Source organism: Azospirillum sp. HJ39 (genome assembly GCF_041507355.1).
GTDB lineage: Bacteria > Pseudomonadota > Alphaproteobacteria > Azospirillales > Azospirillaceae > Azospirillum > Azospirillum thiophilum.
This window is the reverse complement of the sequence record NZ_CP167909.1, coordinates 472,501-497,582: the sequence shown is the minus strand read 5'-3', so window position 1 is coordinate 497,582 and position 25,082 is coordinate 472,501. Positions and strand designations below refer to the sequence as shown.

Sequence of the window (25,082 nt, the reverse complement as noted above, 5' to 3'; positions counted from 1 at the left end):
CATAGTGATCGTCAAGATAGCAACCGGTTTCAGCGGTGTCAGTTCATTTTTCAGAAAACGAAAAATTTGCGGTGGAGCGGTCCGCCGCGATCACCTATCATCCCGTCACCCGACGAAGGCCGAACGGCCCGTCGCCGCCCCCCCTGGTTGAAAGAGACCCCATGTCAGCGACGATCGATTGGCACGCCCGCGCCGCCGCGCTCAGCGTCAACGGCAGCGCCTTCGTGGACGGACGCTACGTCCAGGCCCGATCGGGCAAGACCTTCGACTGCACAAACCCGGCGACCGGCAAGGTCCTGGCGCAGGTCGCCGCCTGCGACGCCGAGGACGTCGACCACGCGGTCGCGGCGGCGCGCAAGGCCTTCGAATCCGGTGTCTGGTCGCGCATGGCGCCGCGCGAGCGCAAGAAACGCCTCGCCGCCTTCGCCGACCTGATCGCCGCCAACACGGAAGAGCTGGCGCTGCTCGAAACACTCGACATGGGCAAGCCGATCCGCGACAGCCTCGCGGTCGACCTCCCGCTGTCCGCGCAATGCATCGACTGGTATGCCGAAGCGATCGACAAGCTCTACGACGAGATCGCGCCGACCGCGCCGACCGCGGTGTCGCTGATCCGCCGCGAACCGCTCGGTGTCGTCGCCGCGGTGGTGCCGTGGAACTTCCCGCTGCTGATGGCCGCCTGGAAGCTCGGTCCGATCCTCGCCGCCGGCAATTCGGTGATCCTGAAACCGGCGGAGCAGTCGCCGCTCACCGCCATCAGGCTCGGCGAGCTTGCCGCAGCGGCCGGCATTCCCGACGGCGTGTTCAATGTGCTTCCAGGCTTCGGCGAGACCGCCGGGCGGGCGCTCGGCCTGCACATGGACGTCGACGCGGTGGCGTTCACCGGCTCGACCGAAGTCGGGAAATACTTCCTCCAATATTCCGGCCAGTCCAACATGAAACGGATCGGCCTGGAATGCGGCGGCAAGAGCCCGAACATCATCCTGGCCGACGCGCCCGACCTCGATGCCGCGGCGACCGCGGCGGCCTGGGGCATCTTCTATAACCAGGGAGAGGTCTGCAACGCCGGTTCGCGCCTGATCGTCGAGCGCAGCGTCAAGGACGAGGTGGTCGAAAAGGTGATCGGCGTCGGCAGCGCCATCAAGGTCGGCGACCCGCTCGACCCGGCGACGGAGATGGGCGCCATGGTCGACAGCCGGCAGGCCGACCGCGTCATGGACTATATCGAGAAGGGCAAGGCGGAAGGCGCCACCCTCCGGCTCGGCGGCAAGCGCATCGCCTCCGATGGCTGCTTCATCGAGGCAACGCTGTTCGACGACGTCACCGGCGGCATGACCATCGCGCGCGAGGAGATTTTCGGCCCGGTCCTGGCAACGATCGCCGCAGCGGACGTCGACGACGCGATCCGCATCGGCAACGACACGAGCTACGGCTTGGCCGCGGCGGTGTGGACCCGCGACATCAACACCGCGTTCAAGGCATCCTCCGCACTCCGCGCCGGCGTGGTCTGGGTCAACTGCTTCGACCATGGCGACATCTCTTCGCCCTTCGGCGGGTTCAAGCAATCCGGCTTCGGGCGGGACAAGTCGCTGCACGCGCTCGAGAAATACACCGAACTGAAGGCGACCTGGATTCATCTCGGCCGCTGATGCCGGTTCTGCGGGGGACGGGCCGCCCTTCCGCCGCCCCTCCCACCCATCCGGATTCGCTTGAGGAGACCATGCCCTTGCCGCTGCCGATGTTCCGCGGGCTGATTCCCGCCTTCCCCACGCCACTGCACGCCGATGGAACGCTCGACGAGAGCGGGCTCGAACGGATCGTCGCCTATCAGATCGAGCGAGGCGCGTCCGGGGTGCTCCCGCTCGGCGGCACCGGCGAAGCGGCCTCCTTCGACCTCGCCACCGGCCGCCGCATCATGGAGGTCACGGTTTCCGCCGCAGCCGGGCGCGTGCCGGTGATCGGCGGCGTGCTCGCTCCAGGTCTCGGCGGCGCGCTCGACATCGGACGGATGTGCCGGCAGGCGGGCGCCGACGGCCTTATGGTCATCCCACCCTATTATGCGCGCACCGACCAGGAAGGAGTCCTGCGCTATTTCCGGGCGCTCGTCCCGGAACTGGGCCTGCCGATCCTCTATTACGACAATCCCTTCCGCAGCCAGATCGTCACGGCACCGGAAACCATCGCCCGCTTGGCGGCGGAGCGGCTGATCGTCGGCATGAAGGCATCGAACACCGATCTTTACCACCTCGACCGGCTGACGAAGCTGGTCGATGACGACTTCAGCCTGCTGAGCGGCCAGGACACCCTGTTCGTCCAGCAGGTGATCCTCGGAGCCAAGGGCGGCATCCTGACCTCGGCCGCCCTGCTGCCCGGCTATTGGGCGAAGATACAGGCGCTTGCCGAGACCGGCCAGGTCGCCGAAGCGCTGGCGGCCCAGGGCAGGCTGAACCCCCTGATGGATGCCCTGTTCGCCGAGCAGTTTCCCGAAGCCGTCCGGCGGGCCTTCGCCCTGATCGGCTTGCCGATCGGCCGGTCGCTCCCACCGGTCGGACAGCTTTCCGATGCCGTGGAATCGGCGCTCGCCGCCGCGGTCGAGGCGTTGGTGGCGGACGGCACGTTGGCGTAGGTCCTGTTCTCAAAGCCGGCACCGTCAGGTTGGTGTCGGACGGGTTGCCGGAGCGGGCAAAGGCGGGATATTGAGCGGCATGACGACACCCGCCGAACGCCGCTATGCTGGTTACCGCTCCCCCGCCGAAGTCATGAGACGGTGCGGCAATGGGGCCTGAAGTTCGGCCGCGCCGTCGCCGACCGGTTGCGCCGGGGGTGGAGCACCGCCAGCACAAGGGGCTCAACAACCGAGCCGAGCACTCGCACCGACCGACCCCTCCCGCTCCACGGGGTCGGGTATCTGCTCGACGCGCAGGCGCAGGCGGGTAGCCATGGTGCGCAGGCAGTGCCGGTTGCGCCAACGGCGCCTGCAGCGCGAGCCGCACCGTCACCACCCCGGCCGGCAACACCTACTCCCACACCGGCAGCATCGGCCGCTGAACCGCCACGGCCCAGCCACGAAGGAAAACCGCCATGACCATCAGCAGCCACACGGTGCGGCCGGCCCTTCGCCGGGCGCTGTTCGCGGCCTTGCTGGCCGCTGCCACCGCCGCCGCCGGAAGCGCCGCCGCCCAGGTGCCATCCTCCCAGGCGTCACCGGAGACTCGCGCCCGCATGCAGGCCATCGCCCAGGCCTGCCGGGCCGACGGCCAGCGTCTGTGCAATGGCGTTCAGCCCGGCGGCGGCCGTATCCTCGCCTGCCTAAACCAGCAGATCGAGCGCGTTTCCGTCCCCTGCAGAGACGCGCTCGCCGCGCTTCCGCAGCAGGCCCGCCCGATGTCCCTGTCGACCGCCGGCACCACCGCCGCGCCAAGCGCCTTCGCGGTCGAACGGAGGCGGCGAGCAACAGCGCGTCGCGGTGGCCCGCGCGCTGGCCAACGATCCCCTGCTGATCCTGGCCGATGAGCCGACCGCGGCGCTGGACAGCGTGCGCGGACGACAGGTGATCGCGCTGTTCCGCCAAATCGCCGACGAACGCGGCGCCGGCATCGCCGTCGTCACACACGACCCGCGCGCGCTCGACCTGTTCGACCGCACCATCGACTCGTCCGATGGCAAACTCGTCGGCGCCGGCACGGGGACCGGCGGCTTGGATGCCGCAATGGGCCTTGCTCCAAGCTCCGGCTTGGGCAGGCGGCTGTCCCCACAGTGATGGTGTGAGAAACGGCGTCCGGGCGGATCGGGCCCAAGCATCATGGAGGGACAGCCATGGATCGTTGTGCGAGAAGAGCGCGATTGATCTCGCCCGTCAGCGTACTTCGTTTACATATCTGTGGTCGTCCGTCAGCGTCCTGTGGTGGCTGATGATGGTCAAGGTTCCAGTCTGGTCGAACGCCTCCTCGTCGATGACCAGAAGCGGCGTCGGGTCGGGGACGCCGAGGTCGGCGCGATCCTCGGCAGTGGCGAGCCCGGCCGAGACCCGCTCGCGCACGGCGGAAATGCGGATGCCGTGAACGTCGAGCAGATGGATGTAGAGCCGCTGCGGCACCAGCGATGGTTCCAGCGGGAAATCGGGCACCCGGCGGGCCACCAACGCGATGTGGGAGCGCATCACCGCCCTCCCCTCCACCCGGCGCAGCCGCGCGATGCGGATCAACGGCTCCCCCAGCGCCTCGCCCAGCAGGGCGGCCTCGTCGGCGGTGGCCGGACTGCGCGAGATATCCGTCACCACTGCCTCGGACGACAGCAGCCGGCCGTCCCCGCCATGCAGGCGGTAATATTGGAAGAAGAAGCGCAGGCTGTGCTGCGGCGTGCGCCCGGTGACCACCGTCCCTGTCTTGCGCCTGCGCATCAGCATGCCGTCCGCCGTCAGGTCGGCCAGCGCGCGGCGCATCGTTCCCACCGCAACCCCGTAATCGGCAGCCAGCGCGACCTCGCCCGGCAGCACCATGCCGGGCGGCCAGTCGCCCAGCAGAATGGCTTCCGCCATCCGGCGCTTGACGTGCTCGTAAAGCGGAATCGGCAGGTCACCCGCCATGTTTGCCGTCTTTTTGCTCACTACCGCCTCGAAAATAGCCAGAAATTGCCCGAATCTTGACGATTGACAAAGATTTGTGCGCCGGTCACATTTCTTTATAGAATATAGAAAACAGCGAGCGTGTCATGGACAATCGGCATGGAAGCGGCCGGCCCACCGGTGACGACTCCCTCGATGCTGCGATGGCCTGGATCGCGCGGTCGACGGAACCCGCCGTGGCCGATCTCGCCCGCATGATCGCTGTCGACACGTCCTTTCCTCCCGGTGCCGGCTACGACGCCTTCGCCGACCTGATGGATGAGCTGATCGCCCCGCTGGGCTTCCGCTCCAGCCGGATCGTCGTCCCCGATGCCCTGTGGCGGGTGCCCGGCGGGCCGGCGTCCGGCCGGCGCACCAATCTCATCGGCGAGCGGGAGACGGGCAAGCCGGTTCTCGGGCTTTATTTCCATGTCGACACCGTGCCCGCCGCCGCCGGCTGGGACAAGGACCCGCTCCGGCTGACCCGCGAGGGCGACCGGCTGTACGGGCTGGGCGCCGCCGACATGAAGGGCACCATCGCCGCCGTGCTGCTGGCTCTGCGCGCAGCCGAGGCCTGCGGCCTGCCGCTCGCCTACGATCCGATGCTGCTGTTCTGCACCGACGAGGAGGGCGGGCTCTATCCCGGCGTGCGCTATCTCGCCGAACAGGGGCTGCTGAAGGGCCATGTCCTGAACTTCAACGGCAGTGCGGCGCCGCGCATCTGGTCGGGCTGCTTCGGCCTGTTCAACCTGCAGATCCGGCTGCACGGCCACACCGTCCATGCCGGCGAGGGCAACCGCTCCGGTTCCGGCGTCAACGCCATAGAGGCGGCTCTGCCGCTGCTCCAGGCCTTGACCGACCTCAAGCCGGTGGTTGCGCAACGGACCTCGGCCCTGCCGCCGCCACCGACCGCGTCCGGTCCGCTGGCCGCCCGGCTCGACATCGCCGCCGCCCATGGCGGCATCTGCGGCGGGCAGGTGCCCTCGCTGTTCGAGATCCTGGTCTGCCGCCGCTATGCGCCGGAAGAGGCGTACGAGGAGGCGCGTGCCGAAATCGAGGCGGCCATCGCTCGGGCGATGGCCGGAAACCCCGACATCGCCGTGGACATCCAGCTGGTGGGCCATCTCGCCCCGACCGGCGATCCGACCGGGCCGCACTGGCCGCGCTGGCAGGCCGCGCTGTCGGCCGGCTTCGGCTACCGCCCGGACGAGTTCCGCGCCTGGGGGGCGGCCAGCTGCTCCGACTTCGGCTGGGTCCAGCGCACCGGCATGCAGGAGGTGCTGCTGACCGGACTCGGCCGGCCGGAGCGCAACGTCCATTCCCCCGACGAACACACCACCGTCGCCGACATCGTGGCCTTGGCGCAGAGCGTGCTGGCCTATCTGGCCGCCGGCTTCGCTCCCGACCTGATCCCAGAAAACCCCGATCCCAGAAAACCCTGATCGAAGCATCGATCCGAACGCCGTGCCGACCCCAGGCCGCGGCCCGCAGAAGGAGTCCGACCGATGAGTTCCGTGACCCGCCGCCTCTTCCTCGCCGGGACCGCCGGCCTCGGCGCCCTGCCCGTCTTTGGCCTTCCGGGCGCCGCGCCGGCCTTCGCGCAGCAGAGCGCCGCGCGCCGCGGCGGCCTGCTGCGCATCTCGGTCGATCAGGCCGCCAGCGTCATCCACCCGCTGCGCACCCGCGTGAACCCGGAATATCTGGTGGCCGAGCTGCTCTATTCCGGCCTGACGAGGCTCGCCGCCGGCATGAAGGTGGAACCGGACCTCGCCGAATCCTGGTCGCCAGACCAGACGCTGACCGAATGGACCTTCGTCCTGCGGCAGGGCCTGACCTTCCATGACGGCTCGCCCTGCACCGCCGCGGACGTGGTGGCCACCTTCACCGCCATCCTCGATCCCAAGACCGCCTCGCCGGGCCGCACCAATGTCGGCCCGATCAAGGAGGTGACGGCCAAGGACGAGCGGACCGTGCTGTTCCGCCTGAGTTCGCCCTATGCCGACCTGCCGGTGGCGCTGGCCTACACCAATGCCCGCATCGTCCCGGCCAAGGTGATCGAGACCGACCTCGACAGCCTGTCGCGCAGCGCCGTCGGCACCGGCCCCTTCAAGCTGGTCTCCTTCGAACCCGACCGTAAGATCGTGGTGGAGCGCAACCCGGCCTATTACGACCCGGCGCGCCCCTATCTCGACCGGGTCGAGGTGCTGGTCTATCCCGACCGCACCGCCGAAGCCTCGGCGCTGATCTCCGGCGACATCGACCTGATGCTGGGCACCGCCCCCGGCGAATACCAGCGGCTGGAGAAGGCCTCCGGCGTCAAGGCGCTGCGCGTCCCGTCGGGCCAGTTCCTGAACGTCAACATGGGCTGCGACCAGAAGCCCTTCTCCGACCCGCGCGTCCGCAAGGCGCTGGCGCTCTCCGTCGACCGCGAGGCGATGGTGGGCTTCGTCGCCGGCGGCTACGGCACCCCCGGCAACGACACGCCGATTAGCCCGGCCTACCGCTTCTACCGGGAGCAGCCGCTGCGCAAGGCCGATCTCGCCCAGGCGAAAAAGCTGCTGGCCGAGGCCGGCTATCCGAACGGCGTCGACCTGACCATGATCGCGTCGGACAAGCCGGGCACCCGCACCGAACTGGCGGTCGCCATCCGCGAGATGGCGAAGCCCGCCGGCTTCCGCATCCAGGTGCAGACCATGCCGCACGCCACTTACCTGGATCAGGTGTGGAAGAAGGGCAATTTCTACGTCGGCTTCTACAACATGCAGGCGACCGCCGATGCGGTCTTCTCGCTGCTCTACACATCCGACGCCGCTTGGAACGAGACGCGCTGGAACAACAAGGACTTCGACGCCCTGGTCGCCGAGGCGCGGGCCAAGACCGACGAGGCCGAGCGCGCCGCCCTCTACGCCAAGGCCCAGCAGCTGATGCATGACGAGGTGCCGTCGGTCATCCCGGTCTTCTTCGACCTGCTGGCGGCGCGGCGCGATTATGTCGAGGGTTACGACCTGCACCCGCGCGGCTCGGTGTTCCGCCTCGACTTCGTCTCGCTCGGGGCGACGGCGCCCAAGCGGGGTTGAGGCCGTGAGCGCATCCTGGCTCCTGCGGCGGCTGGCGCTGATCCTCTACACGGTCTTCATCGTGTCGGTGCTGGTCTTCGGCATCACCCAGGCGCTGCCGGCCGACGCCGCCGTCACCCTGCTGGGCGAGAACGCCACCGCCGAGGCGCTGAACGCGATCCGGGAGCGGCTGGGCCTCGGCGACCCGATCTGGTGGCAGTATCTGCGCTGGGTCGGCCATGCCGCGACGGGCGATTTCGGCCTGTCGATGCGTACCGGCCAGCCGGTGGGGCCGGAGATGCTGACGGCGCTTGGACGCTCGCTGCTGCTGGCCGTCGCCGCCATCCTGGTCATGCTGGCGATCGCCGTGCCGCTGGGCATGGTGGCGGCGGTGCGCCAGGGCAAGCTGGCCGACATGGCGACCGGGCTGATCTCCTATCTCGGGGTTTCCTTCCCGGAATTCGTCACCGCGACGCTGCTCGCCATGCTGCTGGCCGACACCCTGCAATGGCTGCCCGCCACCGGCTACGTCTCGCCGCTGGAGGATTTCGGCGGTGCGGTGCGGCATCTGGCGCTGCCGGTGCTGACCGCCTCGCTGATCCTGGTGGCGCATGTCGCCCGCATGGTGCGGTCGGAGACGCTCGACGTGCTGCACAGCGACTACATCCGCGCCGCCCGGCTGAAGGGGCTGCCGGAGCGCACGGTGCTGGTCCGCCACGCCCTGCGCAACGCGCTGCTGCCGGTGGTCACCATCGTGGCGCTGGATGTCGGCTATCTGCTGGGCGGCATCATCGTCATCGAGGAGATCTTCGCCATTCCCGGCATCGGCCGGCAGCTGATGGTGGCGGTCACCGCCCGCGACCTGCCCTCGATCCAGGCCGGCGCCCTCATCATGTCGGCGACCTACGCCGTCGCCAACACGCTGGCCGACGTCGCCTACGCCGTCCTCGACAAGAGGATCCGCTATGACTGACCTGCTGCGCCGCCTGATGCGCACGCCGCAAGGCGCCATCGGCCTGATCCTGCTGGCAATCCTTGCCGCGGCCTGCCTGTTCGGCCCCTGGCTGGCGCCCCACGACCCGGAGAAGATGGATTTCCTCGGCCGCTTCCGCCCGCTCGGCGCCCAGAACTGGTTCGGCGCCGACCAGTTCGGCCGCGACGTGCTGAGCCGCCTGCTGGTCGGCGCCCGCTCCACCCTGCCGATGGCGCTGGCCGCCACCCTGCTCGGCACCGTCGCCGGGGCGGTGATCGGTACCGCGTCGGCCTATCTCGGCGGGCGCTGGGACGAGGCGATCATGCGCACCATCGACGCGGTGATGGCGGTGCCCGGCCTGCTGCTGGCCCTGCTGCTGGTCAGCACGCTGGGCAACGGCGCCGGCAACGCGATGATCGCCATCGCCGTCACCTTCGCCCCCGGCATGGCGCGCGTCACCCGCGCAGTGGCGCTGACCGTCCGCGGCCAGGACTATGTCAAGTCGGCCACGGTGCGCGGCGAGAGCGCGCCCTGGATCATCTTCCGCGAGATGCTGCCCAACGTGATGGCCCCGGTGGTGATCGAGGCGACGATCCGCGTTTCCTTCGCGGTGATGCTGTTCGCCACCCTCAGCTTCCTCGGTCTCGGCGCCCAGCCGCCGGCCTCCGAATGGGGGCTGATGGTGGCGGAGGCGCGCCAGTACGTCCATCAGGCGCCCTGGATCATCATCGCGCCGTCGTTGGCCATCGCGATGACCGCCATCGCCTTCAACCTGCTCGGCGACGGGCTGCGCGACGCCATGAACCCGCGGGACGAACGATGACCGCAGTCCTTTCCCTGCGCGATTACACGCTCGACTATCTCACCGGCAGCCGCCCCTTGCGGGTCCTGCAGGACATCAGCCTCGACATCGCGCCCGGCGAGGTGCTGGGGCTGGTCGGCGAATCCGGCTCGGGCAAGAGCACGCTGGCCTGGGCGATCATGCGGCACCTGCCGAAGAACGCCCGCGAGCTGTCGGGCAGCATCCGGCTCGGCGACACCGACCTGCGCGGCCTGCCGCCGCGCGAGCTGACCCGCATTCGCGGCCGGCGCATCGGCATGGTGTTCCAGGATCCCTCGACCGCGCTGAACCCGACGCTGACCGTCGGCCGTCAGGTGACGGAGACGCTGACCCGCAACCGCGGCCTCCACCGGCGCGAGGCCTGGGAGCTGGCCCTGGAGCTGCTGGGCCATGTCGAGCTGCGCGATCCGGACACGCTGATGCGCCGCTATCCGCACGAGATCTCGGGCGGCGAGAAGCAGCGCATCCTCATCGCCACCGCCTTCGGCTGCCGGCCGGAACTGATCGTCTTCGACGAGCCGACCACGGCGCTCGACGTCATCACCGGCGCCCGCATCCTCGACCTGTTCGCCCGGCTGCGCGCCGAGACCGGGGTGGCGGCGCTCTACATCTCGCACGATCTGGCCCTGGTCTCGCGCGTCGCCGACCGGGTGGCGGTGATGAAGAAGGGCCGGCTGGTGGAGGAGGCCCCGGCCGCCTCGATCTTCTCCCGCCCCGCCCACGAGGAGACGCGCAAGCTGGTGGCGGCGGTGCCGCGCCCGGAAAACCGACTGGTCCACGACCGTCCGGGGGACCGCGTCCTGCTCGCCGCCGAGGCGATCTCGGTCCGCTATGCCCGACCGCGCCTGTTCCGTCCGCCCCCACCGCCGGCGACCAGCGCGGTCGGCTTCGACATCAGGGCCGGCGAGATCCTGGGCATCGTCGGCGAGTCCGGCTCCGGAAAATCCTCCATCGCACGGGCACTGACCGGTCTGGCCGACTTCTCCGGCGGTATTCGCTTCGACGGCCGGCCGATCGGCTCGGCCCGCGACATGGACGGTGCCTATCGCCGCGCGGTGCAGATCGTGTTCCAGCATCCCGACGGCTCGCTGAACCCGCGCCAGACGGTGGGGGAGATCCTGTCGCGCCCGCTGAAGCTGTTCGGCACCGGCTCGGCCAACCTGAGCGCCGAGATCGCCCGACTGCTGGAACAGGTGCGGCTGCCGGCCGCCTACGCCACGCGCTGGCCGCACCAGCTTTCCGGCGGCGAGAAGCAGCGCGTCGCCATCGCCCGCGCCTTCGCCGCCAAGCCTTCGCTGGTCATCTGCGACGAGATCACCGCCCCGCTCGACGTCTCGGTCCAGGCCTCGATCATCGAGCTGCTGCTGTCGCTGCGGGCCGAGACCGGGGCCGCCTATCTCTTCATCACCCACGACATCAACCTGATCCGCCAGATCGCCCACCGCATCGCCGTGATGCGCCGGGGCGAACTGGTCGACCTGCTGCCCATCGATGCGGTCGACGCCGACCATGTCCACCCCTACACGCGCGACCTGATGGCCGCCTCGCCGACCCCGGTCGGCTGACCCTCTAGGATTTCCCCCATGGACACAGCAGACATTCTCGCCCGCCTCGACACGGATGCCGCCCTCGCCTTCCTGGCCCGCATGGTCCAGCACAAGAGCTACAGCCAGACCGAGGGCGAGCGCGAGCTGGCCCGCTTCATGGCCGCCTCCATGTCCGGCCTGGGGCTGGAGGCGGAGCTGACGCCGGTGCCCGGCGGGCGGGTCAACGCCGTCGGCCGCTGGCGCGGCACCGGCGGCGGCAAGAGCCTGCTGTTCAACGGCCACATCGACACCAACCCGGTGACCGAAGGCTGGACCGTCGATCCCTGGGGCGGGAAGATCGACGACCGCTTCATCTACGGCATCGGCTGCTCCAACATGAAGGCGGGCGACGCCGCCTATTTCTGCGCGGTGAAAACCCTGATGGACGCCGGGGTCAGGCTCCGCGGCGACGTCATCCTGACCTATGTGGTGGGCGAGCTTCAGGGCGGTGTCGGCACGCTGGCGCTGATGGACCAGGGTCTGCGCGCCGACTGCTTCATCAACAGCGAGCCGACCGACCTGCAGGCGATGACGATGCACGCGGCGGCGCTCAGCTTCGTCATCGAACTGGTCGGCGACACCCGCCACCTGTCCAAGCGCGAGGAGGCGGTCGACGCCATCTCCGCCGCCTGCGACCTGATCCCCCGGCTGAACGCCCTGGCGCTGTCCGGCGCCAAGTCGCCGGAACACGCGACGATCAACCGCGTCCATGTCGGCGTCGTCCACGGCGCGCTCGGCAAGGAGCTGCACGAGTGGCGCTCGCCGCAGGTCGCCGACTTCGTGCGGATCAAGGGCTCGGCCCGCTACGCCACCGGGCAGAGCGAGGGGGGAGCCTTGGCCGACCTGCGGCGCGAGCTGGATGCCCTGGAGGCGCGCTTCCCGGGGCTGAAGGCCACCGTCTTCTCCGAAGACCGTGGCGGCACGCCGACCATGCCAACCTTCGAGGTGGCGAAGGACAGCGCGATCGTGCAGGCGGTGAACCGCGCCTACCGCGCGGTGCGCGGCACCGACCAGCCGACCGGCGCCATCACCCCGCCCGGCTTCTACGGCACCGACGCCGGTCACCTGCAACATTCCGGCGGCATGGAGGGCGTCGTCTGCGGTCCGGGAGGACGCTACAACACCATGCCGGACGAGCGGGTCGACATCGACGACTATCTCGACATGATCCGCGTCTACATGCTGACCATCCTGGAGATCTGCGGCGTGGAGCCTCGCGAATGACCGGCTCGGCCGCCGGGCGCTTCGCACCGCGGATGGCCCGGCTGCGCGACGCCATGGCGGCCGCGGGCTGCGATGCCTTCCTGGCCGACCATGCCGAGCTGATCGCCTGGATCGGCGGCTACACCGTGTCGGAAACGCTCTACCGCGCCGTCATCGTGCCGATGGACGGCAACCCCTGCTTCGTCCTGCGCTCCATCGATGCCGGCCCCTGCCGCTCCGGGGTATGGTTCGACGAGGTGGCCACCTTCGACGACCATGAAGACCCGCATGGCGCGGTGGCGAATGCGCTCGCCGCACATGGCCTTGCCGGCGCGCGGATCGGCATCGATCCGGTGTCCTACGGCCACACCGTCGCCACCGCGCAGCGCCTTGCCGGATTGCTCCCCGACGCCCGCTTCATCCCGTTGCCGGGACTGAGCGACAATCTGCGCGCCTGCAAGTTCGCCGACGAAATCGACGCGATCGCGGCGGCGGCGGCCATCGCCGACCGCTGCATGCTGGGGTTGGAAGGCCACGTCCGTCCTGGCCTGACGGTGCGGGAGGTGGCGGCGATGGCGGCAGCGGCACAGCTCCGGCTCGGCGCCGATGACGGCGGCCCGGGGCCGATCCTGGTTTCGGGCGGCCATGGAAGCGGAAGCCATGTCGATTTCCTGCACGGCAGCGGCCTCGACCGGACGCTGATGCCGGGCGACATCCTGCATGTCGAGCTGACGCCACGGGTCGGGAATTACGGAGCCAGGCTGATGCGGCCGGTCTTCGTCGGCACGCCGCCGGCCGAAGCGCGAGAGACCTTCCAACAGCTGGCAGAGCTTCAGGACCGGCAGATGGCCGCCATGCGCCCAGGTGCGGCGGCCCGCGATGTCGATGCCCTGCTGCGAGCGGCAGTCTTGGCCACCGGGTTGCGCACCGATTACGGTAACGTGACCGGCTACGCCATGGGCCTCTACGCTCGCACGCCACGGCCTAGCGATTTCTCGCACGCCTTTCACCCTGGGGCCAACTTCCATCTGCAGCCGGGGCAGGTGTTCCACATGTACGCGTCGGCGCGAGGCGTTGCCGTGAGCGAGACCGTTCTCGTGACCTCAGCCACGCCGCGCCTGCTGACGACCTGCCCGCGTCGGCCCATGCAAGGTTGAGCCCGCCGCATCGTCCCAGCATTGAGGTGACGATGCCCGACGACTTCGGTTCTTTAATTGCGGGTACGGGAGGCAAGCCCTCAAAAGATGGATCATCGGCAACGGCGTTGACGAAGCGACCTGCCGGCTCTGTGGTTCTTTCCGAAGTCGGCACGAGCCCGCCTCACCATGGCCGCTGAAAGCTCTGCTCTTCCAAGGTGCGCAGCGCGTTCACCCCGGAGGGTGGAGGCAAACAAAGTCGCGGAATGACCAGCGCTTCGTACGCCTCCGGTGAGGCTGCCGGTCACGTCCCTGAACGTGGTGTAGGAGCTGTGGGGAACCGGCCCGCCGAAGCGCCCCCCAGAGCTGGCGTAGGCGGGCCGGTTTTCCACAGCGGGGCGGTCATCGTGGGTCTTCGGTAGAGTCTGGTCACCACACCTCAACCCGACCGAAGGGTGACCACGATGACCGACGAGATGATGGCGCTTCGCGCGCTGCTGGAGAAGAGCCCTGACGCTGACGTCTTGCGCGAGATGATCGGCTTCGCAGCCGAGCGGCTAATGGAACTGGAGGTGCAAGGCCTGACCGGCGCCGCCCACGGTGAGCGCTCCGCCGAGCGGCTGGTTCAGCGCAACGGCTACCGCGAGCGTGATTGGGAAACCCGCGCCGGCACCGTCGAGCTGCGCATCCCCAAGCTGCGCAAGGGCAGCTACTTCCCCGGCTTCCTGGAGCCGCGCCGCATGGCCGAGAAGGCGCTAACCGCCGTGATCCAGGAAGCCTACGTCCACGGCATCTCGACGCGCTCGGTGGATGATCTGGTGAAGGCGCTCGGCATGAGCGGCATCTCCAAGAGCCAGGTCAGCCGGCTGTGCGAGGAGATCGACGAGCGGGTGAAGACCTTCCTGGAGCGTCCCATCGAAGGCGATTGGCCGTACCTGTGGATCGACGCCACCTACGTGAAGGTTCGCCAGAACGGGCGCATCGTCTCGGTCGCCGTGACCATCGCGGTGGCCGTGAACACCGACGGCCGGCGCGAGGTGCTGGGCATGATCCGGCGGGAATGTCGATCGAGACGCCGTCGATCGTTGGCCGCTGAGAACCGTCATAGGAGAAGCTGACCTCATGGAGGCGGATCGCGCCGCGGAGGCTTTTCTGATCGGGAACGGTCGGGTCGGGCCGTTCACGGATTTCAACCGGCCGGTCGAGATAATCGAAGATGCGCGCAAACAAGGCACGCGTCGTTCTGATCTCGACCCCGGACCTCAGAACCTCCTCCAGCGGCCAGAGCAGTTGCTCCTGTAGGGCGATCATGGCGACCAGCGTGCCGATGGTCACTGCTGCGGTTCCCTGGCTCATCAGGAAGCCACCGAGCAGCAAGGTCAACCCCGGCAGTGCCTGCAGCACCAGATCGATCACCGCCCATTGCCACTGACCGGCGGTGTGGGATCGTACCTCAAGCGCCGCCACACCCTCGGAGGCGCGGACGAACCGCCGTGTCAGATGGTCGGTGCGGCCCATCGTGCGTGCGAGGATGATGCCGGAGATCGACAGGGATTCCTGCACCATCGACTACAGATCGGCGATGCGGAGCTGCTGCTCGTAGGTGATCTCCTCGCGCAATTTCCCGACACGATGGCTGATCCAGATCGCGGCCGGCAGAACCAGGAAGGAGAACAGCGCCAGTCGCCATTCCAGCGCCAGTATGGCGATCATCGTCATCACCACCGTGCTGACATTGCGCGTCAGCTCGCCGGCGGTGTGGGTGACGAGCGCCTGCAGGCCGCCGATGTCGCTGGCGATGCGGGACTGCACCTCGCCCGTCCGCGTCGTCGTGAAGAAGCCGAGGGACAGGGATTGCAGATGCGCGTAAACCCCCACCCGCAGGTCATGCATGATCGCCTGTCCGACCCTTGACGTGATCGCCACCTGAAGGGCACCGATCACGGTTCCGAAACAGGCAAGAGCGATCAGGCTGCCGGCGAGAAGTGCCAAAAGCCCGAGATTGCCGTTCGGCAGCGCGTCATCGATGATGGCGCGCAACAGGAAAGGCGAGGCGATGCCCAAAGCCGATGACCCAACGATCAGGATAAGCAGCAAGATCAGGCGGGCTGCATAGGCCTTGAACAGACCGAGCACGCGACGCACGGAAACGTGCTTCGCTGCAAGATCGTCGTAAGAGGACTCCTCGAATTCCTGGCTTCTATCTACCATAGGTCATCTCTGGTCGAACTGTAGGTTTCGCTTGGCGCCGAGGCGGGCGACGATGGCCGCTCTGCAAAGAGGAGCGCCATCGCACCGTCTTCTCAGATCGCGACTGCTTGACTGAAGGCGGACGCACGGGCGCAGGCAGATCGTCCGACATCGGACCTGCCGAGGGCCGGGCAGCATGCTTGCGTGTTTACGGTCAGAGTTTCGGTAGGCGGATCTCGAAGGTAACGCCTTGCGGTTCCGACGCCATGGCCACCGCGATGCCGCCATGGGCCTGCGCGATGGCCTGCACCACCGCCAGGCCCAAACCGCTGCCGCCGCTCTCCCGCGAACGGGACGCGTCGCTCCGCCAGAAGGCGTCGAAGACCTGGGTCTCCGCCTCCTTCGGCAATCCGGGACCGTGATCGCAGACCCGCAGAATGGCATGGTCGCGCGTCACACGGGTTTCGATGCGGACCTCGCAAGGGGCGGCGTAGCGCCGGACGTTGTCGAGCAGGGCGGTCAGGACCTGCCGGATGCGGGCGCCATCGCCGCGGATCACCACGGACCCCAGGTCCATATGGATCGACACGCCGGCCAGCTGAAGCATGGGCGTGGTGACGGCCACCACCGAGGCGACTTCCTGGGCAAGGTCGATGGTCTCCAGCCTCAGCTCAAGACGCCCGTTCTGCGCCAGGGTCAGGACCTTCAGATCGTCGACGATCCGACTCAGCCCCTCGACCTGGACAAGGAGCCCCTGGAGCGACGGCGTGTCAGGTGTGAAGACACCATCGACGTAGCCCTGGATCTGGCCGCGCAGAATGGTCAGGGGCGTGCGCAGTTCATGGGCGATGGCGGCATGCCACGCCCGCATTTCCGTTTCCGCCCGGTCCAACTGCCCGGCCATGTGGTTGAAATCCTCGATCAGCTGGCGGGTTTCGGCGAAGGACGCTTTCGTCGGCGCGGCACGCGCGCTCAGATCGCCGGCTGCAACCCGCCGGGCCGCTGTCGCGACCGCCTCCAGCGGCTGGATGAGCCGGCGGGAGAAACGCATCGCCGCGAGGATCGCCCCTCCCAGTCCGATGGCCCACAGCACGAGGAAAGCGGTCCATTCCGGCGTCGTCGGCCAATAGCTGTCCGGTTCGGGAATGCCCTCCAGCCCCTCGGGTGCCCAAAACCGGAAATAGACAAACTCGTAGAACAGGAAGGACCCGGCGCACATGATGATGAGCGCCAGCCCGGTCACGCCCGCCATGGACGCAACCAGCTGCCGGTTCAATGACTTGGCCGACTTCATGGAATGGTCGACAGCCGATAGCCGACGCCCCTGATGCTCTCGAAGAAATCGTCGGTTCCGGCCGCGTGAAGCTTGCGCCGGATGTTGCTGGCATGGGTGTCGATGGTCCGTTCCAGCGTGTTGCTTTCCGGCAGGCAGGCGTCGATCAGGTCGGCGCGGCTGAAAACGCGGGTCGGCTGCCGCGCCATATGCGACAGGATGCGGAATTCCGTCGCCGTGAGGTCGATGCGGACCCGGCCGTCGGCGCCCTCGACGGCGACGGCATGGGCCGTCAGGTCGATTTCCAGCGGACCGACCCGCAGCACCGCGATGTCGCTCCGGCCCATCGCGCGGCGCAGGACCGCCTTGACCCTGGCAACCACCTCCAGCGGGTTGAACGGCTTGACGATGTAGTCGTCGGCACCGATCCGCAGCGCCTGGAGCTTGTCGAGGTCCTCGTCGAGCGCCGTGACCATGATGACGGGGGTATCGCCGCGACGTCTGATCGCCGCCAGAACCTCATAGCCGTCGAGCTTGGGGATCTTGACGTCGAGGAGCACGATGTCGGGCTGCAGCTGATGATGCAGATCGAGGGCGATCTGCCCATTCTCCGCACGGACCGTCCGCAGCCCCTCACGGTCGAGATACCCCGTGATGATCCGGGCGACATCGGGCTCATCCTCCACAACCAACACCAACACGCTCATTTCCTGCTCCAGATTTCGGCTGTGGGACTCATGGTAGCGCCGCTTTATGGACGTTCCGTGGAGAATGTGCAGAGACTGTCGCGCCGTTCGCAGAATGACGGGCCGGACCTATCCGGACACAGAAGGGCAGCCGCCCAGGGCACGGTAGAGGGCGGCAGCATTCTCCAGCCGTGCCCGCCTGGCGTCCAGCAGCGCCTGATCGGCGGCGAGCAGGCTGCGTTCGACGTCCAGGACCTCCAGGTAGCCGACCGCACCGGCCAGATACCGGTTCATCGTCATCGTCCGACGACGTGCCTCCACCTCGCGCAGGGCGGTCCGGGCGGCGACATCGCGTTCCAGCGACGCCTGCCCGGCCAGGGCATCGGACACCTCGCGGAAGGCCGTCTGGATGGTCCGTTCATACTCGATGACGGCCGCGCTTTCGCGCGCCCGCGCCAGATCCAGATTGGCTTGGTTCCGCCCACCGTCGAAGATCGGCAGGCTCAGCTGGGGAACGACCTGCAACGCGCCGCTGCCGGCGGTGAAGAGGCTGCGGAGTTCGCCGGACGCGACACCTCCCATGGCGGTCAGGCGGATCGAGGGGAAGAAGGCGGCGCGGGCGGCGCCGATCTGGGCATTGGCGGCCTGGAGCCGCTGCTCCGCCGCGACGATGTCGGGACGCGCCGTCAGCAGTTCGGAGGGGAGGCCGGCCCGCGTCACCCCCCACCCGGCACCGAAAGCGGCGGAGGTGAAGGGCGGCGCATCCTTCGCTCCCGCCCTGTCGCTGTAGCCGGTCAGCAGGGCCAGGGCATGGTCGGCGCGCGCGTGGACGAGCTGCTGCTCGATCAGGTCGGTGTCCGCGGCCCCGACCAGCGATCTGGCCTGCTCCAGTTCCAGCGGGGAGGAAACGCCGGCCGCGACCCGACGCGTCAGCAAGGCGACCGCCGCCGTCCGCGAGGCGATGGCACGCCGCGCAAGGTCGACACGGGCCGCCGACGCGCGCTCCAGCACGTAGCCCCGCACCACCTCGGCCAGCACGCTGATCCTCGCCGCCCTCTGCGCCTCCTCCGTCGCCAGATACTCGTGCAGGGCCGCATCGGACAGGTTCTTGGCCTTGCCGAAGAAATCCAGCTCATACGCCGCCAGGGTGACTCCCGCCTGATGGGCGGACTCGTTGTTTCTCGCCGGATGGGTGGTCGTGCCTTCGAGGGCGACGGTGGGAAGGCGGGACGCCGACTGCACTCCGTGCAGGGCACGCGCCTCCTCGACCCGTGCCGCCGCCAGCTTCAGATCGCGGTTGTGCTCCAACGCCGTCGTGACAAGGCGTCTCAGCACGGGGTCGGGGAATTGCGTACACCAGACCGTGCTCCGGATGGCGGATGCCCCCTCGTTCCCCGATGCCGGCTGGTTGGCCGGCCGGGTATCGGGCGATTGGGCGTCGGGCGATTGGGCAGCGGCCGGATAGCTGGCCGGGATCGGCGCGGCGGGCCGCTCGTAGAGGGGGGCCAGCGAACAGCCCGACACCAGGGCAATAGCACAGACGGCGGCGAGGGCCGCGGCCCGGCGATGAGTCCTCGACGGAGCGGTCATCCCCGGACCTCCTTCGAGGTCCGCAGCGCCGGTGTCTCCGGCCGGGCATCGCCGGGGAGTGGGCGGGCGGTGAGGAACTTCGCAAGTCCGCGCTGTCCGATCAGGAAGCGTTGGCCGGTGCGGGGCGACAGGGCGACCACCGCCTCCACCACGCGCTCGTCGACACGCTGCGTGGCATCGCTCGGGTCGATCTTCCTTTGCCCGAGGATCTCGCCGATGCGCAGAACCTCGCCGGACAGCGGCTCGGACGTGCTGTCCAGCGTGACCGTCACCGGCTGGCCGGCATGGACCTGCCGCATCAGCCGCTCTTCGACATCGACGCGGAAGATGAAGCGCTCGTTGGGCACCAGGGTGAACAGGGTGGAGACGCTGAGGGTCGAGGCGCCGCTGCCCGGCCGGGCCTGAAGCCGGACGATCCGTCCATCGACCGGCGCCCGGATCTCGCGCTGGGCGATCTCCATGTCCGCGGTTGCCAGCCGTGCCTGGGCGAGGCGGATTGCCGCCTTGTGGACGGCCAGATCGGCCTCGGCCTCCTCCAGGCGGCTTTGGGCCTCGTCGACCAGCTTGACCGCTTCGGCGCCGTCCCGGCGCAGGCGGTCGAGCCGGTCGCGTTCGCGGCGGGTGGCGGCGGCACGGACCCGCAGAACGGCGCCGCGGGCCTCCGTTTCGGCAAGGGCGGCACGGGCTTCGTCCAGCGTGGCGCGGGCCGCCCGGTCGTCCTGCCGCGCCAGCAGATCGCCGGCGCGCACGTCGGCGCCTTCCGACACGAAGATCGCCGAGATCACGCCGTCCCGCTGGGCGGCGATCTGGATCATGCCGCCTTCGACGTCGATCCGGCCGCGACCGGCCGCCGCGACCGGCGCCTCCACCGACAGAATTTCCTGGTCTCCCGAACCGGCCCCGGACAACTCGTCCGTCATTGCGGTGGAGACGGCCAGCCCGACGCAGGAGCCAATGGCGATCACTGCCAATCCGCCCAGCATCAGGCGCTTAGGACGCAGCATTTTCAATGTCCCAATGATGGAAGGTGTCAGGCGTTTCGGGCCGTTCGTCGGACAGGATCCGACCGTCATCGATGGTGACGATGCGGTCGGCGTGGCTGACCAGACGGCTGTCGTGGGTCACGCACAGGACCGCCGCCCCATTGCGGTGGGCGATCCTGCGCAGGATGCGGATCACCAGATCGCCGTTGGTGCGATCAAGGGCCGAGGTCGGTTCATCGGCGAACAGCAGGGTCGGCTGCTTGACCAGGGCACGGGCGATGGCCACCCGCTGCTTCTCGCCGCCGGACATGGCCGATGGCTTGAGGTGGGCCCGGTCGCCCAAGCCGACCTCCTTCAGGCTCTCCCACGCGCGGCTGTCGATGTCCGCCGCCGGGGCGCCGGTCAGCTGGAGAACCAGCCGCACCTGATCCAGGGCGCTCAAAGCGCCGAAGAGGTTGGGACTCTGGAAGATGAACCCGCAGTGACGCAGGCGCACGGCGGTCAGGTCGGCCTCGCCGAGATCGGCGATCGGTTGGCCCAGAATGCTGACCGTGCCGCGGTCGGGACGCGACAGGCCGGCCAGCACCGCCATCAGCGTGGATTTGCCGGAGCCGGACGGTCCCATCAAGAGGGTCAGCTCGCCGCAGCGTGCCGTCAGGTCGATCCCCTTCAGGATGTCCATCCGGCTGTCGCCGCTGCTGTAGGATTTGTAAAGGCTCCGGGCGGCGAGCGCCGGCGTGTCCGAGGAAACGAGCATCGTTGTTCTCCTATCGCAGCAGATCGGCCGGTTCGCTGCGGTACAGCACCGACAGGGCGACCAGTCCCGACAGACAGGCGATGGCGGTGACGAACAGGGTGGTGATGCCGCCGAGCCACCATGTCAGCACCAGCGGGATCCCCATGATCCAGGCCAGCCCGCTGAGCAGGCCGGCGATGACGAACATCAGGAGGTTGCCGACAAGAGCGACCCACAGGGATTGTTCGAGGACGATGGCGCGCAGCTGGCCGACCGTGACGCCGAGGGCGCGAAGCGTCGCATATTCCTTCAGCGAGGCGATCACCGCTCCGCGCAGGGTCTGGCCGGTCACGCCGATGCCGACCAGAAGCGCCAGCAGCATGGAGAAGCCGAACGAGGTTCCCGCCCCCGACTCCTCCAACCAGAACAGGGCGGACTTTGCGGTCAGCTCCTCCGGCGTCGCGACGCCATAGGTCTGCACCCCGCCGGCGGCTTCCAATTCCTGCCGGACCTGTTCGACATCGAAGCGGGGATCGAGCTTCAACAGGAAATACGGAGGCCCGTTGCTGGTCCAGTCCGCGTTGATCCGCCGGAGTGATTCGGCCGAGGTGAAGACAAGCGGCATGAGATTGCTGCGGAATCCGCGAACGAATCCGCCGATGGTCACGCGCTTGCCGGCGATCTCCGCGGTGCCGCCGATGGTTGCCCCCAGCTTGGCCGCGTCGGCCCGGTCCACCAGCACCGTCTCGGGATTCGACAGGACCGCCAGCGTGTCCGCCGTAATGCCGTCAAGTCCGCTGAGTTCGCCCGGCCGGATGTTGACCCCGACGATCATGACGTTCTGCCGCGCGCCATCCCCGGTCCGCCAGTCGGTGTATCCGAGGCTCATCTCGTGAACCTCCCGAACGGCGGGGTGGGACCAGAACAGCCCTTCGACACGGGCCGGAACGACAGTCGACTGGTCCCAACTCTGAATGTTCGGGGCGGTGATCCACAAATCGGCCTTGGACCGCGTGAGCGGGAGGGTGAAGGCGTCGAGCTGGCCCAGCAGCAAACCGACCTGGACCAGGATCAGCAGACCGGAGAAGGCCAGCGTCAGGATCGCCGCGGCGAACCGCCTCCATTCATGCACAAGATTTTGTCGAGCAAGCGAAACCATCGAATGTCCCCGGGCTATCTGCCCGAACCAAGTGCCATCCGGTCGTGGAGGGACCATCCATCGATTGTCGAGATTGTGCAGAGACGGCGGAACGGGGGATGAAATGCGGGAGCCGACCCGGCCTTGATGGAAGCTCCATGAAATCTGCACAGAGCGATGGAAGGTTTCCGGCAAGCCACAGTCGCCGCGATGCGACGCAGCAGCCTTCCATCAAGGACACGATACAGATGACGACTGTTCTTTTGACCGGCGCGACGGGATTCATCGGCGGCGCCGTTCTCGCTCACGGCCTCTCCCACGATCCGGATTGGCATTGGATCTGTCTTGTGCGGGGCAAGGGGGAGGAGCAGGCCCGTGCCCGGCTTGTCGAAAACCTGATCCGCTTCATGGGCGCCGATGCGGCCCGCAAGGCCATTCGGCGGGTCGAGATCGTCGTCGGCGACATCACCGATCCGGCAAGCCTCGAAGACGGGCGTCTGGATGCCGTGACCCACATCCTGCATCTCGCCGCCGACACCTCCTTCCGTGCGCAGGAGCTTTGCCATCTGATCAATGTCGAGGGCACCAGGGCGCTTGCCGTGCGGGCGCGGCGCATGCCGCATCTGCAGCGCTTCCTCTATGGCGGAACCGCAATGATCTGCGGGGGCAACCCGCCGCCCGTGGTCACGGAATCCGATGCACCGGCTGAGGCAGCGCAGCACCTCGTTCCCTACACCCGGACCAAGGTCGCCGCCGAGGCGATGCTCCGGCAGGAGTTTGCCGACCTGCCCGTCGTCATGGTGCGCCCCTCCATCGTCACCGGGCACCGGACGCTCGGCTGCATCCCCAGCAGCAGCATCTTCTGGATGTTCCGTGCCGGCGACCGGCTGCGTCTGGTGACGGGCGAGCTGGCGGGCGGCATCGACGTGGTTCCGGTCGATTGGACCGCCGAGGTCCTGGTCGGGCTTCTGGCCAAGCCGACGCTGGCCCATGACGTCTATCATCTTTCGGCCGGCGAGGCGAAACGCACGACCTGGGACAGTCTGGCCGCCGCCTTCGAGCGCTGCGACCCCCAGGGCGGCCCCCGTTGCTACAGCCGGTTCGACGACGGCGATTGGAAGACGCTGCGGGCGCGTTTCCAGGCGGTCTTCGGCCTCGACCAGCCGATCAAGCTGGCGATGCTGCGGGCGATGCGCGCCTATTACCAGTTCAGCACGCTCGGCGTCGTCTTCGCCAACGAGCGGCTGACCGCGGAGGGCTTTTCCCTGCCGCCGACGCTGTCGGACTATCTGCCCGCCTGCCTGTCGACCCCTGCCAACCTCTCGATTCTCGACCAGTTCGCCGACGATCTCGGCATGTTCGACGAAGCCCCTGCCGTTCAGGAAAATTCGGTTCAGCCGACTCCGGTGGCGGCATGACTGCGGCCGGCGCCTATGGGCTTCTCGGCCTCGCGATCCTGGCGGAAATCACCGCCACGATCGCGCTGAAGGCCGCCGACGGGATGAGCCGGATCGGCCCGATGGTGGTCGTCGCCGTCGGCTATGCCCTGTCCTTCTGGCTGTTGTCCGTGTCCCTCCAGCGCTTTCCCATCTCGCTCGTCTATTCGGTCTGGGCTGGGTTCGGCATGGCCGGCGCCGCCATCGGCGGCTGGTGGCTCTTCGGTGAGGCCCTGGCCCCGTCCGCGCTGCTCGGCATCGCGGTCATCGCCCTGGGCGTCTTCATCCTGGCCGGTGCGATGGAACCGTCCGCGGCCTGACCTCCGCGGCGCAACCGCTCACGACCACTCTTCACACATCGAACGCCCGGGATCTCGGCTCCGGTTCCGCCGCGATGCGCGGGGCGGGGCAAAGTGAACCGCGCCGGGTTTTCTGGAGGCCCCGTTTCTTGAGAGACTGGGGTCATCATGGCGAAGCAAGCATCACCCAAATACGCCCCTGAAGTGCGCGAGCGCGCGGTTCGAATGGTGTTCGAGCACGAGGGGGATCACGCCTCGCAGTGGGCGGCGATCGGCTCGATCGCGGCGAAGATCGGCTGCACGGCGGAGACGCTGCGGGGCTGGGTCCGGCAGGCCGAGCGTGACCAGGGCAAGCGGCCGGGGCCAACGACGGACGAGCAGGAGCGGATCAAGGCGCTGGAGCGTGAGAATCGCGAACTGCGCCAGGCGAACGAGATTCTGCGCAAGGCGTCGGCGTATTTTGCTCAGGCGGAGCTCGACCGCCCGTTCAAGAAATGATCGCCTTCATCGACGCGCACCGCGCCGTCCACGGGGTCGAGCCGATCTGCAAGGTCCTGCCGATCGCCCCGTCGACCTACCGCGCCCATGCCGCCCGGACGGCCGATCCGGCCAAGGCGCCGGCCCGCTCGCGAAGCGACGCGGAGCTGAGTTTGGCTATCCGACGGGTCTGGAATGAAAACTTCCAGGTCTATGGGGTGAGGAAAGTGTGGCGGCAGTTGGGGCGGGAAGGCATCGACGTGGCACGCTGCACGGTGGCCCGGCTGATGCGCCAAATGGGCCTGAAGGGCGCGACACGGGGCAAGGCGGTGCGCACCACGATCAGCGACCGGGCGGCGCCATGCCCGCTCGACCGAGTGAACCGCCAATTCCAGGCGCCCCGCCCGAATGCCTTGTGGGTGGCGGATTTCACGTACGTGGCCACATGGCAGAGCTTCGTCTACGTGGCCTTCGTCATCGATACCTTTGCCCGTCGCATCGTCGGCTGGCGGGTGTCGCGCACGGCACACGCCGGCTTCGTCCTCGACGCCTTGGAACAGGCGCTCCACGACCGTCGGCCGGTCAAGGGCAGCGGCCTCATCCACCACTCCGACCGCGGGTCGCAATACCTTGCCATTCGCTACACCGATCGCCTCACCGAGGCCGGCGTCGAGCCCTCCGTGGGCAGCGTCGGCGATTCCTACGACAACGCCTTGGCCGAGACCATCAACGGTCTCTACAAGACCGAGGTGATCCGCAGACGAGGACCCTGGCGCACTCTGGAGGCCGTCGAGTTCGCCACCCTGGAATGGGGCGACTGGTTCAACCACCGGCGCCTCCTCGAACCCATCGGCAATATCCCGCCCGCCGAGGCCG

At 68.3% G+C, this 25,082-nt stretch carries 23 protein-coding genes, 2 pseudogenes and 1 other annotated feature (1 of these 26 running past the window's edge); of the genes and pseudogenes, 16 read left to right on the top strand and 9 right to left on the bottom strand.

Features of this window, described 5'->3' with window-relative positions; all coding sequences use genetic code 11:
• Window positions 1-161: 161 nt before the first annotated feature.
• A complete protein-coding gene (locus tag ABMY26_RS09665; RefSeq protein WP_372395478.1) occupies window positions 162-1,649 on the top strand; it encodes an aldehyde dehydrogenase in 1,488 nt (495 codons plus the stop codon).
• Between the two features lie 71 nt (window positions 1,650-1,720).
• Window positions 1,721-2,626, top strand: coding sequence for a dihydrodipicolinate synthase family protein (locus ABMY26_RS09660; RefSeq protein ID WP_372395477.1), 906 nt, complete (start codon window positions 1,721-1,723; stop codon window positions 2,624-2,626).
• Window positions 2,627-3,017: 391 nt separating this feature from the next.
• Here the strand turns inward: ABMY26_RS09660 and ABMY26_RS09655 are convergent, their stop codons facing one another.
• Complete coding sequence (locus ABMY26_RS09655; RefSeq protein ID WP_372395955.1) at window positions 3,018-3,224, bottom strand: hypothetical protein; 207 nt, start codon at window positions 3,222-3,224, stop codon at window positions 3,018-3,020.
• On the opposite strand from ABMY26_RS09655, the gene ABMY26_RS09650 reads away from it, so the two are divergent.
• Both ABMY26_RS09650 and ABMY26_RS09645 read left to right on the top strand, forming a co-directional pair.
• On the top strand, window positions 3,223-3,513 hold the full coding sequence (locus ABMY26_RS09650; protein WP_372395938.1) for a cysteine rich repeat-containing protein: 291 nt from the start codon (window positions 3,223-3,225) through the stop codon (window positions 3,511-3,513). The two genes, ABMY26_RS09655 and ABMY26_RS09650, sit on opposite strands and share 2 nt — an antisense overlap.
• Window positions 3,452-3,760 (top strand): annotated as a pseudogene (locus ABMY26_RS09645) (ABC transporter ATP-binding protein); the annotation flags it as partial. The gene ABMY26_RS09650 and the pseudogene ABMY26_RS09645, both read left to right, overlap by 62 nt.
• A 96-nt stretch (window positions 3,761-3,856) precedes the next feature.
• Here ABMY26_RS09645 and ABMY26_RS09640 read toward each other — a convergent pair.
• On the bottom strand, window positions 3,857-4,585 hold the full coding sequence (locus ABMY26_RS09640) for a GntR family transcriptional regulator (protein ID WP_372395476.1): 729 nt from the start codon (window positions 4,583-4,585) through the stop codon (window positions 3,857-3,859).
• A gap of 215 nt (window positions 4,586-4,800) precedes the next feature.
• Here ABMY26_RS09640 and ABMY26_RS09635 point away from each other — a divergent pair, with 215 nt between their 5' ends.
• From ABMY26_RS09635 to ABMY26_RS09595, 9 genes and pseudogenes are all read left to right on the top strand, one after another.
• Window positions 4,801-6,045 carry a M20 family metallopeptidase gene (locus tag ABMY26_RS09635; RefSeq protein ID WP_372395475.1) on the top strand — a complete coding sequence of 415 codons (1,245 nt, stop codon included), beginning with the start codon at window positions 4,801-4,803 and terminating at the stop codon, window positions 6,043-6,045.
• Window positions 6,046-6,108: 63 nt separating this feature from the next.
• Window positions 6,109-7,680, top strand: a complete 1,572-nt coding sequence (locus ABMY26_RS09630) for an ABC transporter substrate-binding protein (RefSeq protein WP_372395474.1) — start codon at window positions 6,109-6,111, stop codon at window positions 7,678-7,680.
• Between the two features lie 4 nt (window positions 7,681-7,684).
• Window positions 7,685-8,632 carry an ABC transporter permease gene (locus tag ABMY26_RS09625; protein ID WP_372395473.1) on the top strand — a complete coding sequence of 316 codons (948 nt, stop codon included), beginning with the start codon at window positions 7,685-7,687 and terminating at the stop codon, window positions 8,630-8,632.
• Window positions 8,625-9,455 (top strand): ABC transporter permease, encoded by an 831-nt coding sequence (locus ABMY26_RS09620; protein WP_372395472.1) that lies wholly within the window; start codon window positions 8,625-8,627, stop codon window positions 9,453-9,455. Before ABMY26_RS09625 ends, ABMY26_RS09620 begins: the two co-directional genes overlap by 8 nt.
• Window positions 9,452-11,038, top strand: coding sequence for a nickel ABC transporter ATP-binding protein NikE (gene nikE, locus ABMY26_RS09615; RefSeq protein ID WP_372395471.1), 1,587 nt, complete (start codon window positions 9,452-9,454; stop codon window positions 11,036-11,038). Before ABMY26_RS09620 ends, nikE begins: the two co-directional genes overlap by 4 nt.
• Window positions 11,039-11,056: 18 nt before the next feature.
• Window positions 11,057-12,283, top strand: a complete 1,227-nt coding sequence (locus tag ABMY26_RS09610; protein ID WP_372395470.1) for a M20 family metallopeptidase — start codon at window positions 11,057-11,059, stop codon at window positions 12,281-12,283.
• Window positions 12,280-13,419 (top strand): M24 family metallopeptidase, encoded by a 1,140-nt coding sequence (locus ABMY26_RS09605; protein ID WP_372395469.1) that lies wholly within the window; start codon window positions 12,280-12,282, stop codon window positions 13,417-13,419. The genes ABMY26_RS09610 and ABMY26_RS09605 overlap by 4 nt, the downstream gene beginning before the upstream one ends.
• A gap of 443 nt (window positions 13,420-13,862) precedes the next feature.
• Window positions 13,863-14,447: pseudogene (locus ABMY26_RS09600) on the top strand (transposase); the annotation flags it as partial.
• Window positions 14,448-14,520: 73 nt separating this feature from the next.
• A complete protein-coding gene (locus tag ABMY26_RS09595; protein ID WP_372395468.1) occupies window positions 14,521-14,700 on the top strand; it encodes a hypothetical protein in 180 nt (59 codons plus the stop codon).
• Window positions 14,701-14,967: 267 nt separating this feature from the next.
• On the opposite strand, the gene ABMY26_RS09590 is transcribed toward ABMY26_RS09595, so the two are convergent.
• From ABMY26_RS09590 to ABMY26_RS09560, 7 genes are all read right to left on the bottom strand, one after another.
• Window positions 14,968-15,543: an ABC transporter transmembrane domain-containing protein gene (locus ABMY26_RS09590; RefSeq protein ID WP_372395467.1), complete on the bottom strand. Its 576-nt coding sequence runs from the start codon at window positions 15,541-15,543 to the stop codon at window positions 14,968-14,970.
• A 259-nt stretch (window positions 15,544-15,802) separates the two neighbouring features.
• Window positions 15,803-16,840: an ATP-binding protein gene (locus tag ABMY26_RS09585; protein WP_372395466.1), complete on the bottom strand. Its 1,038-nt coding sequence runs from the start codon at window positions 16,838-16,840 to the stop codon at window positions 15,803-15,805.
• A 38-nt stretch (window positions 16,841-16,878) separates the two neighbouring features.
• Complete coding sequence (locus ABMY26_RS09580; protein ID WP_372395465.1) at window positions 16,879-17,568, bottom strand: response regulator; 690 nt, start codon at window positions 17,566-17,568, stop codon at window positions 16,879-16,881.
• A 108-nt stretch (window positions 17,569-17,676) separates the two neighbouring features.
• Window positions 17,677-19,137 carry an efflux transporter outer membrane subunit gene (locus ABMY26_RS09575; RefSeq protein ID WP_372395464.1) on the bottom strand — a complete coding sequence of 487 codons (1,461 nt, stop codon included), beginning with the start codon at window positions 19,135-19,137 and terminating at the stop codon, window positions 17,677-17,679.
• Window positions 19,134-20,141, bottom strand: a complete 1,008-nt coding sequence (locus tag ABMY26_RS09570; protein WP_372395463.1) for an HlyD family secretion protein — start codon at window positions 20,139-20,141, stop codon at window positions 19,134-19,136. Before ABMY26_RS09570 ends, ABMY26_RS09575 begins: the two co-directional genes overlap by 4 nt.
• A complete protein-coding gene (locus ABMY26_RS09565; RefSeq protein ID WP_372395462.1) occupies window positions 20,128-20,877 on the bottom strand; it encodes an ABC transporter ATP-binding protein in 750 nt (249 codons plus the stop codon). Before ABMY26_RS09565 ends, ABMY26_RS09570 begins: the two co-directional genes overlap by 14 nt.
• 10 nt (window positions 20,878-20,887) lie before the next feature.
• The gene (locus tag ABMY26_RS09560; protein ID WP_372395461.1) at window positions 20,888-22,015 is read right to left on the bottom strand and encodes an ABC transporter permease; all 1,128 of its coding nucleotides are present in this window, start codon (window positions 22,013-22,015) and stop codon (window positions 20,888-20,890) included.
• 227 nt (window positions 22,016-22,242) lie between these two features.
• Here ABMY26_RS09560 and ABMY26_RS09555 point away from each other — a divergent pair, with 227 nt between their 5' ends.
• The 3 genes from ABMY26_RS09555 to ABMY26_RS09545 form a co-directional block, all read left to right on the top strand.
• Window positions 22,243-23,412: an SDR family oxidoreductase gene (locus tag ABMY26_RS09555; protein ID WP_372395460.1), complete on the top strand. Its 1,170-nt coding sequence runs from the start codon at window positions 22,243-22,245 to the stop codon at window positions 23,410-23,412.
• A complete protein-coding gene (locus ABMY26_RS09550; protein ID WP_372395459.1) occupies window positions 23,409-23,750 on the top strand; it encodes a multidrug efflux SMR transporter in 342 nt (113 codons plus the stop codon). Before ABMY26_RS09555 ends, ABMY26_RS09550 begins: the two co-directional genes overlap by 4 nt.
• 147 nt (window positions 23,751-23,897) lie before the next feature.
• A protein-coding gene (locus ABMY26_RS09545; RefSeq protein WP_372394606.1) for an IS3 family transposase occupies window positions 23,898-25,082 on the top strand; the annotation gives its coding sequence in 2 pieces (ribosomal slippage) (window positions 23,898-24,192 and window positions 24,192-25,082; 1,233 coding nt in all); it runs 47 nt beyond the window's last position.
• Window positions 24,182-24,298: a sequence feature (AL1L pseudoknot), on the top strand. Its footprint overlaps the gene before it by 117 nt.

Coding starts and splice junctions, on each gene's coding strand:
- ABMY26_RS09665 (WP_372395478.1), top strand. CDS start 162: ATGTCAGCGACGATCGATTGGCACGCCCGCGCCGCCGCGCTCAGCGTC.
- ABMY26_RS09660 (WP_372395477.1), top strand. CDS start 1,721: ATGCCCTTGCCGCTGCCGATGTTCCGCGGGCTGATTCCCGCCTTCCCC.
- ABMY26_RS09650 (WP_372395938.1), top strand. CDS start 3,223: ATGCAGGCCATCGCCCAGGCCTGCCGGGCCGACGGCCAGCGTCTGTGC.
- ABMY26_RS09655 (WP_372395955.1), bottom strand. CDS start 3,224: ATGCGGGCGCGAGTCTCCGGTGACGCCTGGGAGGATGGCACCTGGGCG.
- ABMY26_RS09640 (WP_372395476.1), bottom strand. CDS start 4,585: ATGGCGGGTGACCTGCCGATTCCGCTTTACGAGCACGTCAAGCGCCGG.
- ABMY26_RS09630 (WP_372395474.1), top strand. CDS start 6,109: ATGAGTTCCGTGACCCGCCGCCTCTTCCTCGCCGGGACCGCCGGCCTC.
- ABMY26_RS09620 (WP_372395472.1), top strand. CDS start 8,625: ATGACTGACCTGCTGCGCCGCCTGATGCGCACGCCGCAAGGCGCCATC.
- nikE (WP_372395471.1), top strand. CDS start 9,452: ATGACCGCAGTCCTTTCCCTGCGCGATTACACGCTCGACTATCTCACC.
- ABMY26_RS09610 (WP_372395470.1), top strand. CDS start 11,057: ATGGACACAGCAGACATTCTCGCCCGCCTCGACACGGATGCCGCCCTC.
- ABMY26_RS09605 (WP_372395469.1), top strand. CDS start 12,280: ATGACCGGCTCGGCCGCCGGGCGCTTCGCACCGCGGATGGCCCGGCTG.
- ABMY26_RS09595 (WP_372395468.1), top strand. CDS start 14,521: ATGGAGGCGGATCGCGCCGCGGAGGCTTTTCTGATCGGGAACGGTCGG.
- ABMY26_RS09585 (WP_372395466.1), bottom strand. CDS start 16,840: ATGGCGGGCGTGACCGGGCTGGCGCTCATCATCATGTGCGCCGGGTCC.
- ABMY26_RS09580 (WP_372395465.1), bottom strand. CDS start 17,568: ATGAGCGTGTTGGTGTTGGTTGTGGAGGATGAGCCCGATGTCGCCCGG.
- ABMY26_RS09575 (WP_372395464.1), bottom strand. CDS start 19,137: ATGACCGCTCCGTCGAGGACTCATCGCCGGGCCGCGGCCCTCGCCGCC.
- ABMY26_RS09570 (WP_372395463.1), bottom strand. CDS start 20,141: ATGCTGCGTCCTAAGCGCCTGATGCTGGGCGGATTGGCAGTGATCGCC.
- ABMY26_RS09565 (WP_372395462.1), bottom strand. CDS start 20,877: ATGCTCGTTTCCTCGGACACGCCGGCGCTCGCCGCCCGGAGCCTTTAC.
- ABMY26_RS09560 (WP_372395461.1), bottom strand. CDS start 22,015: ATGGTTTCGCTTGCTCGACAAAATCTTGTGCATGAATGGAGGCGGTTC.
- ABMY26_RS09555 (WP_372395460.1), top strand. CDS start 22,243: ATGACGACTGTTCTTTTGACCGGCGCGACGGGATTCATCGGCGGCGCC.
- ABMY26_RS09550 (WP_372395459.1), top strand. CDS start 23,409: ATGACTGCGGCCGGCGCCTATGGGCTTCTCGGCCTCGCGATCCTGGCG.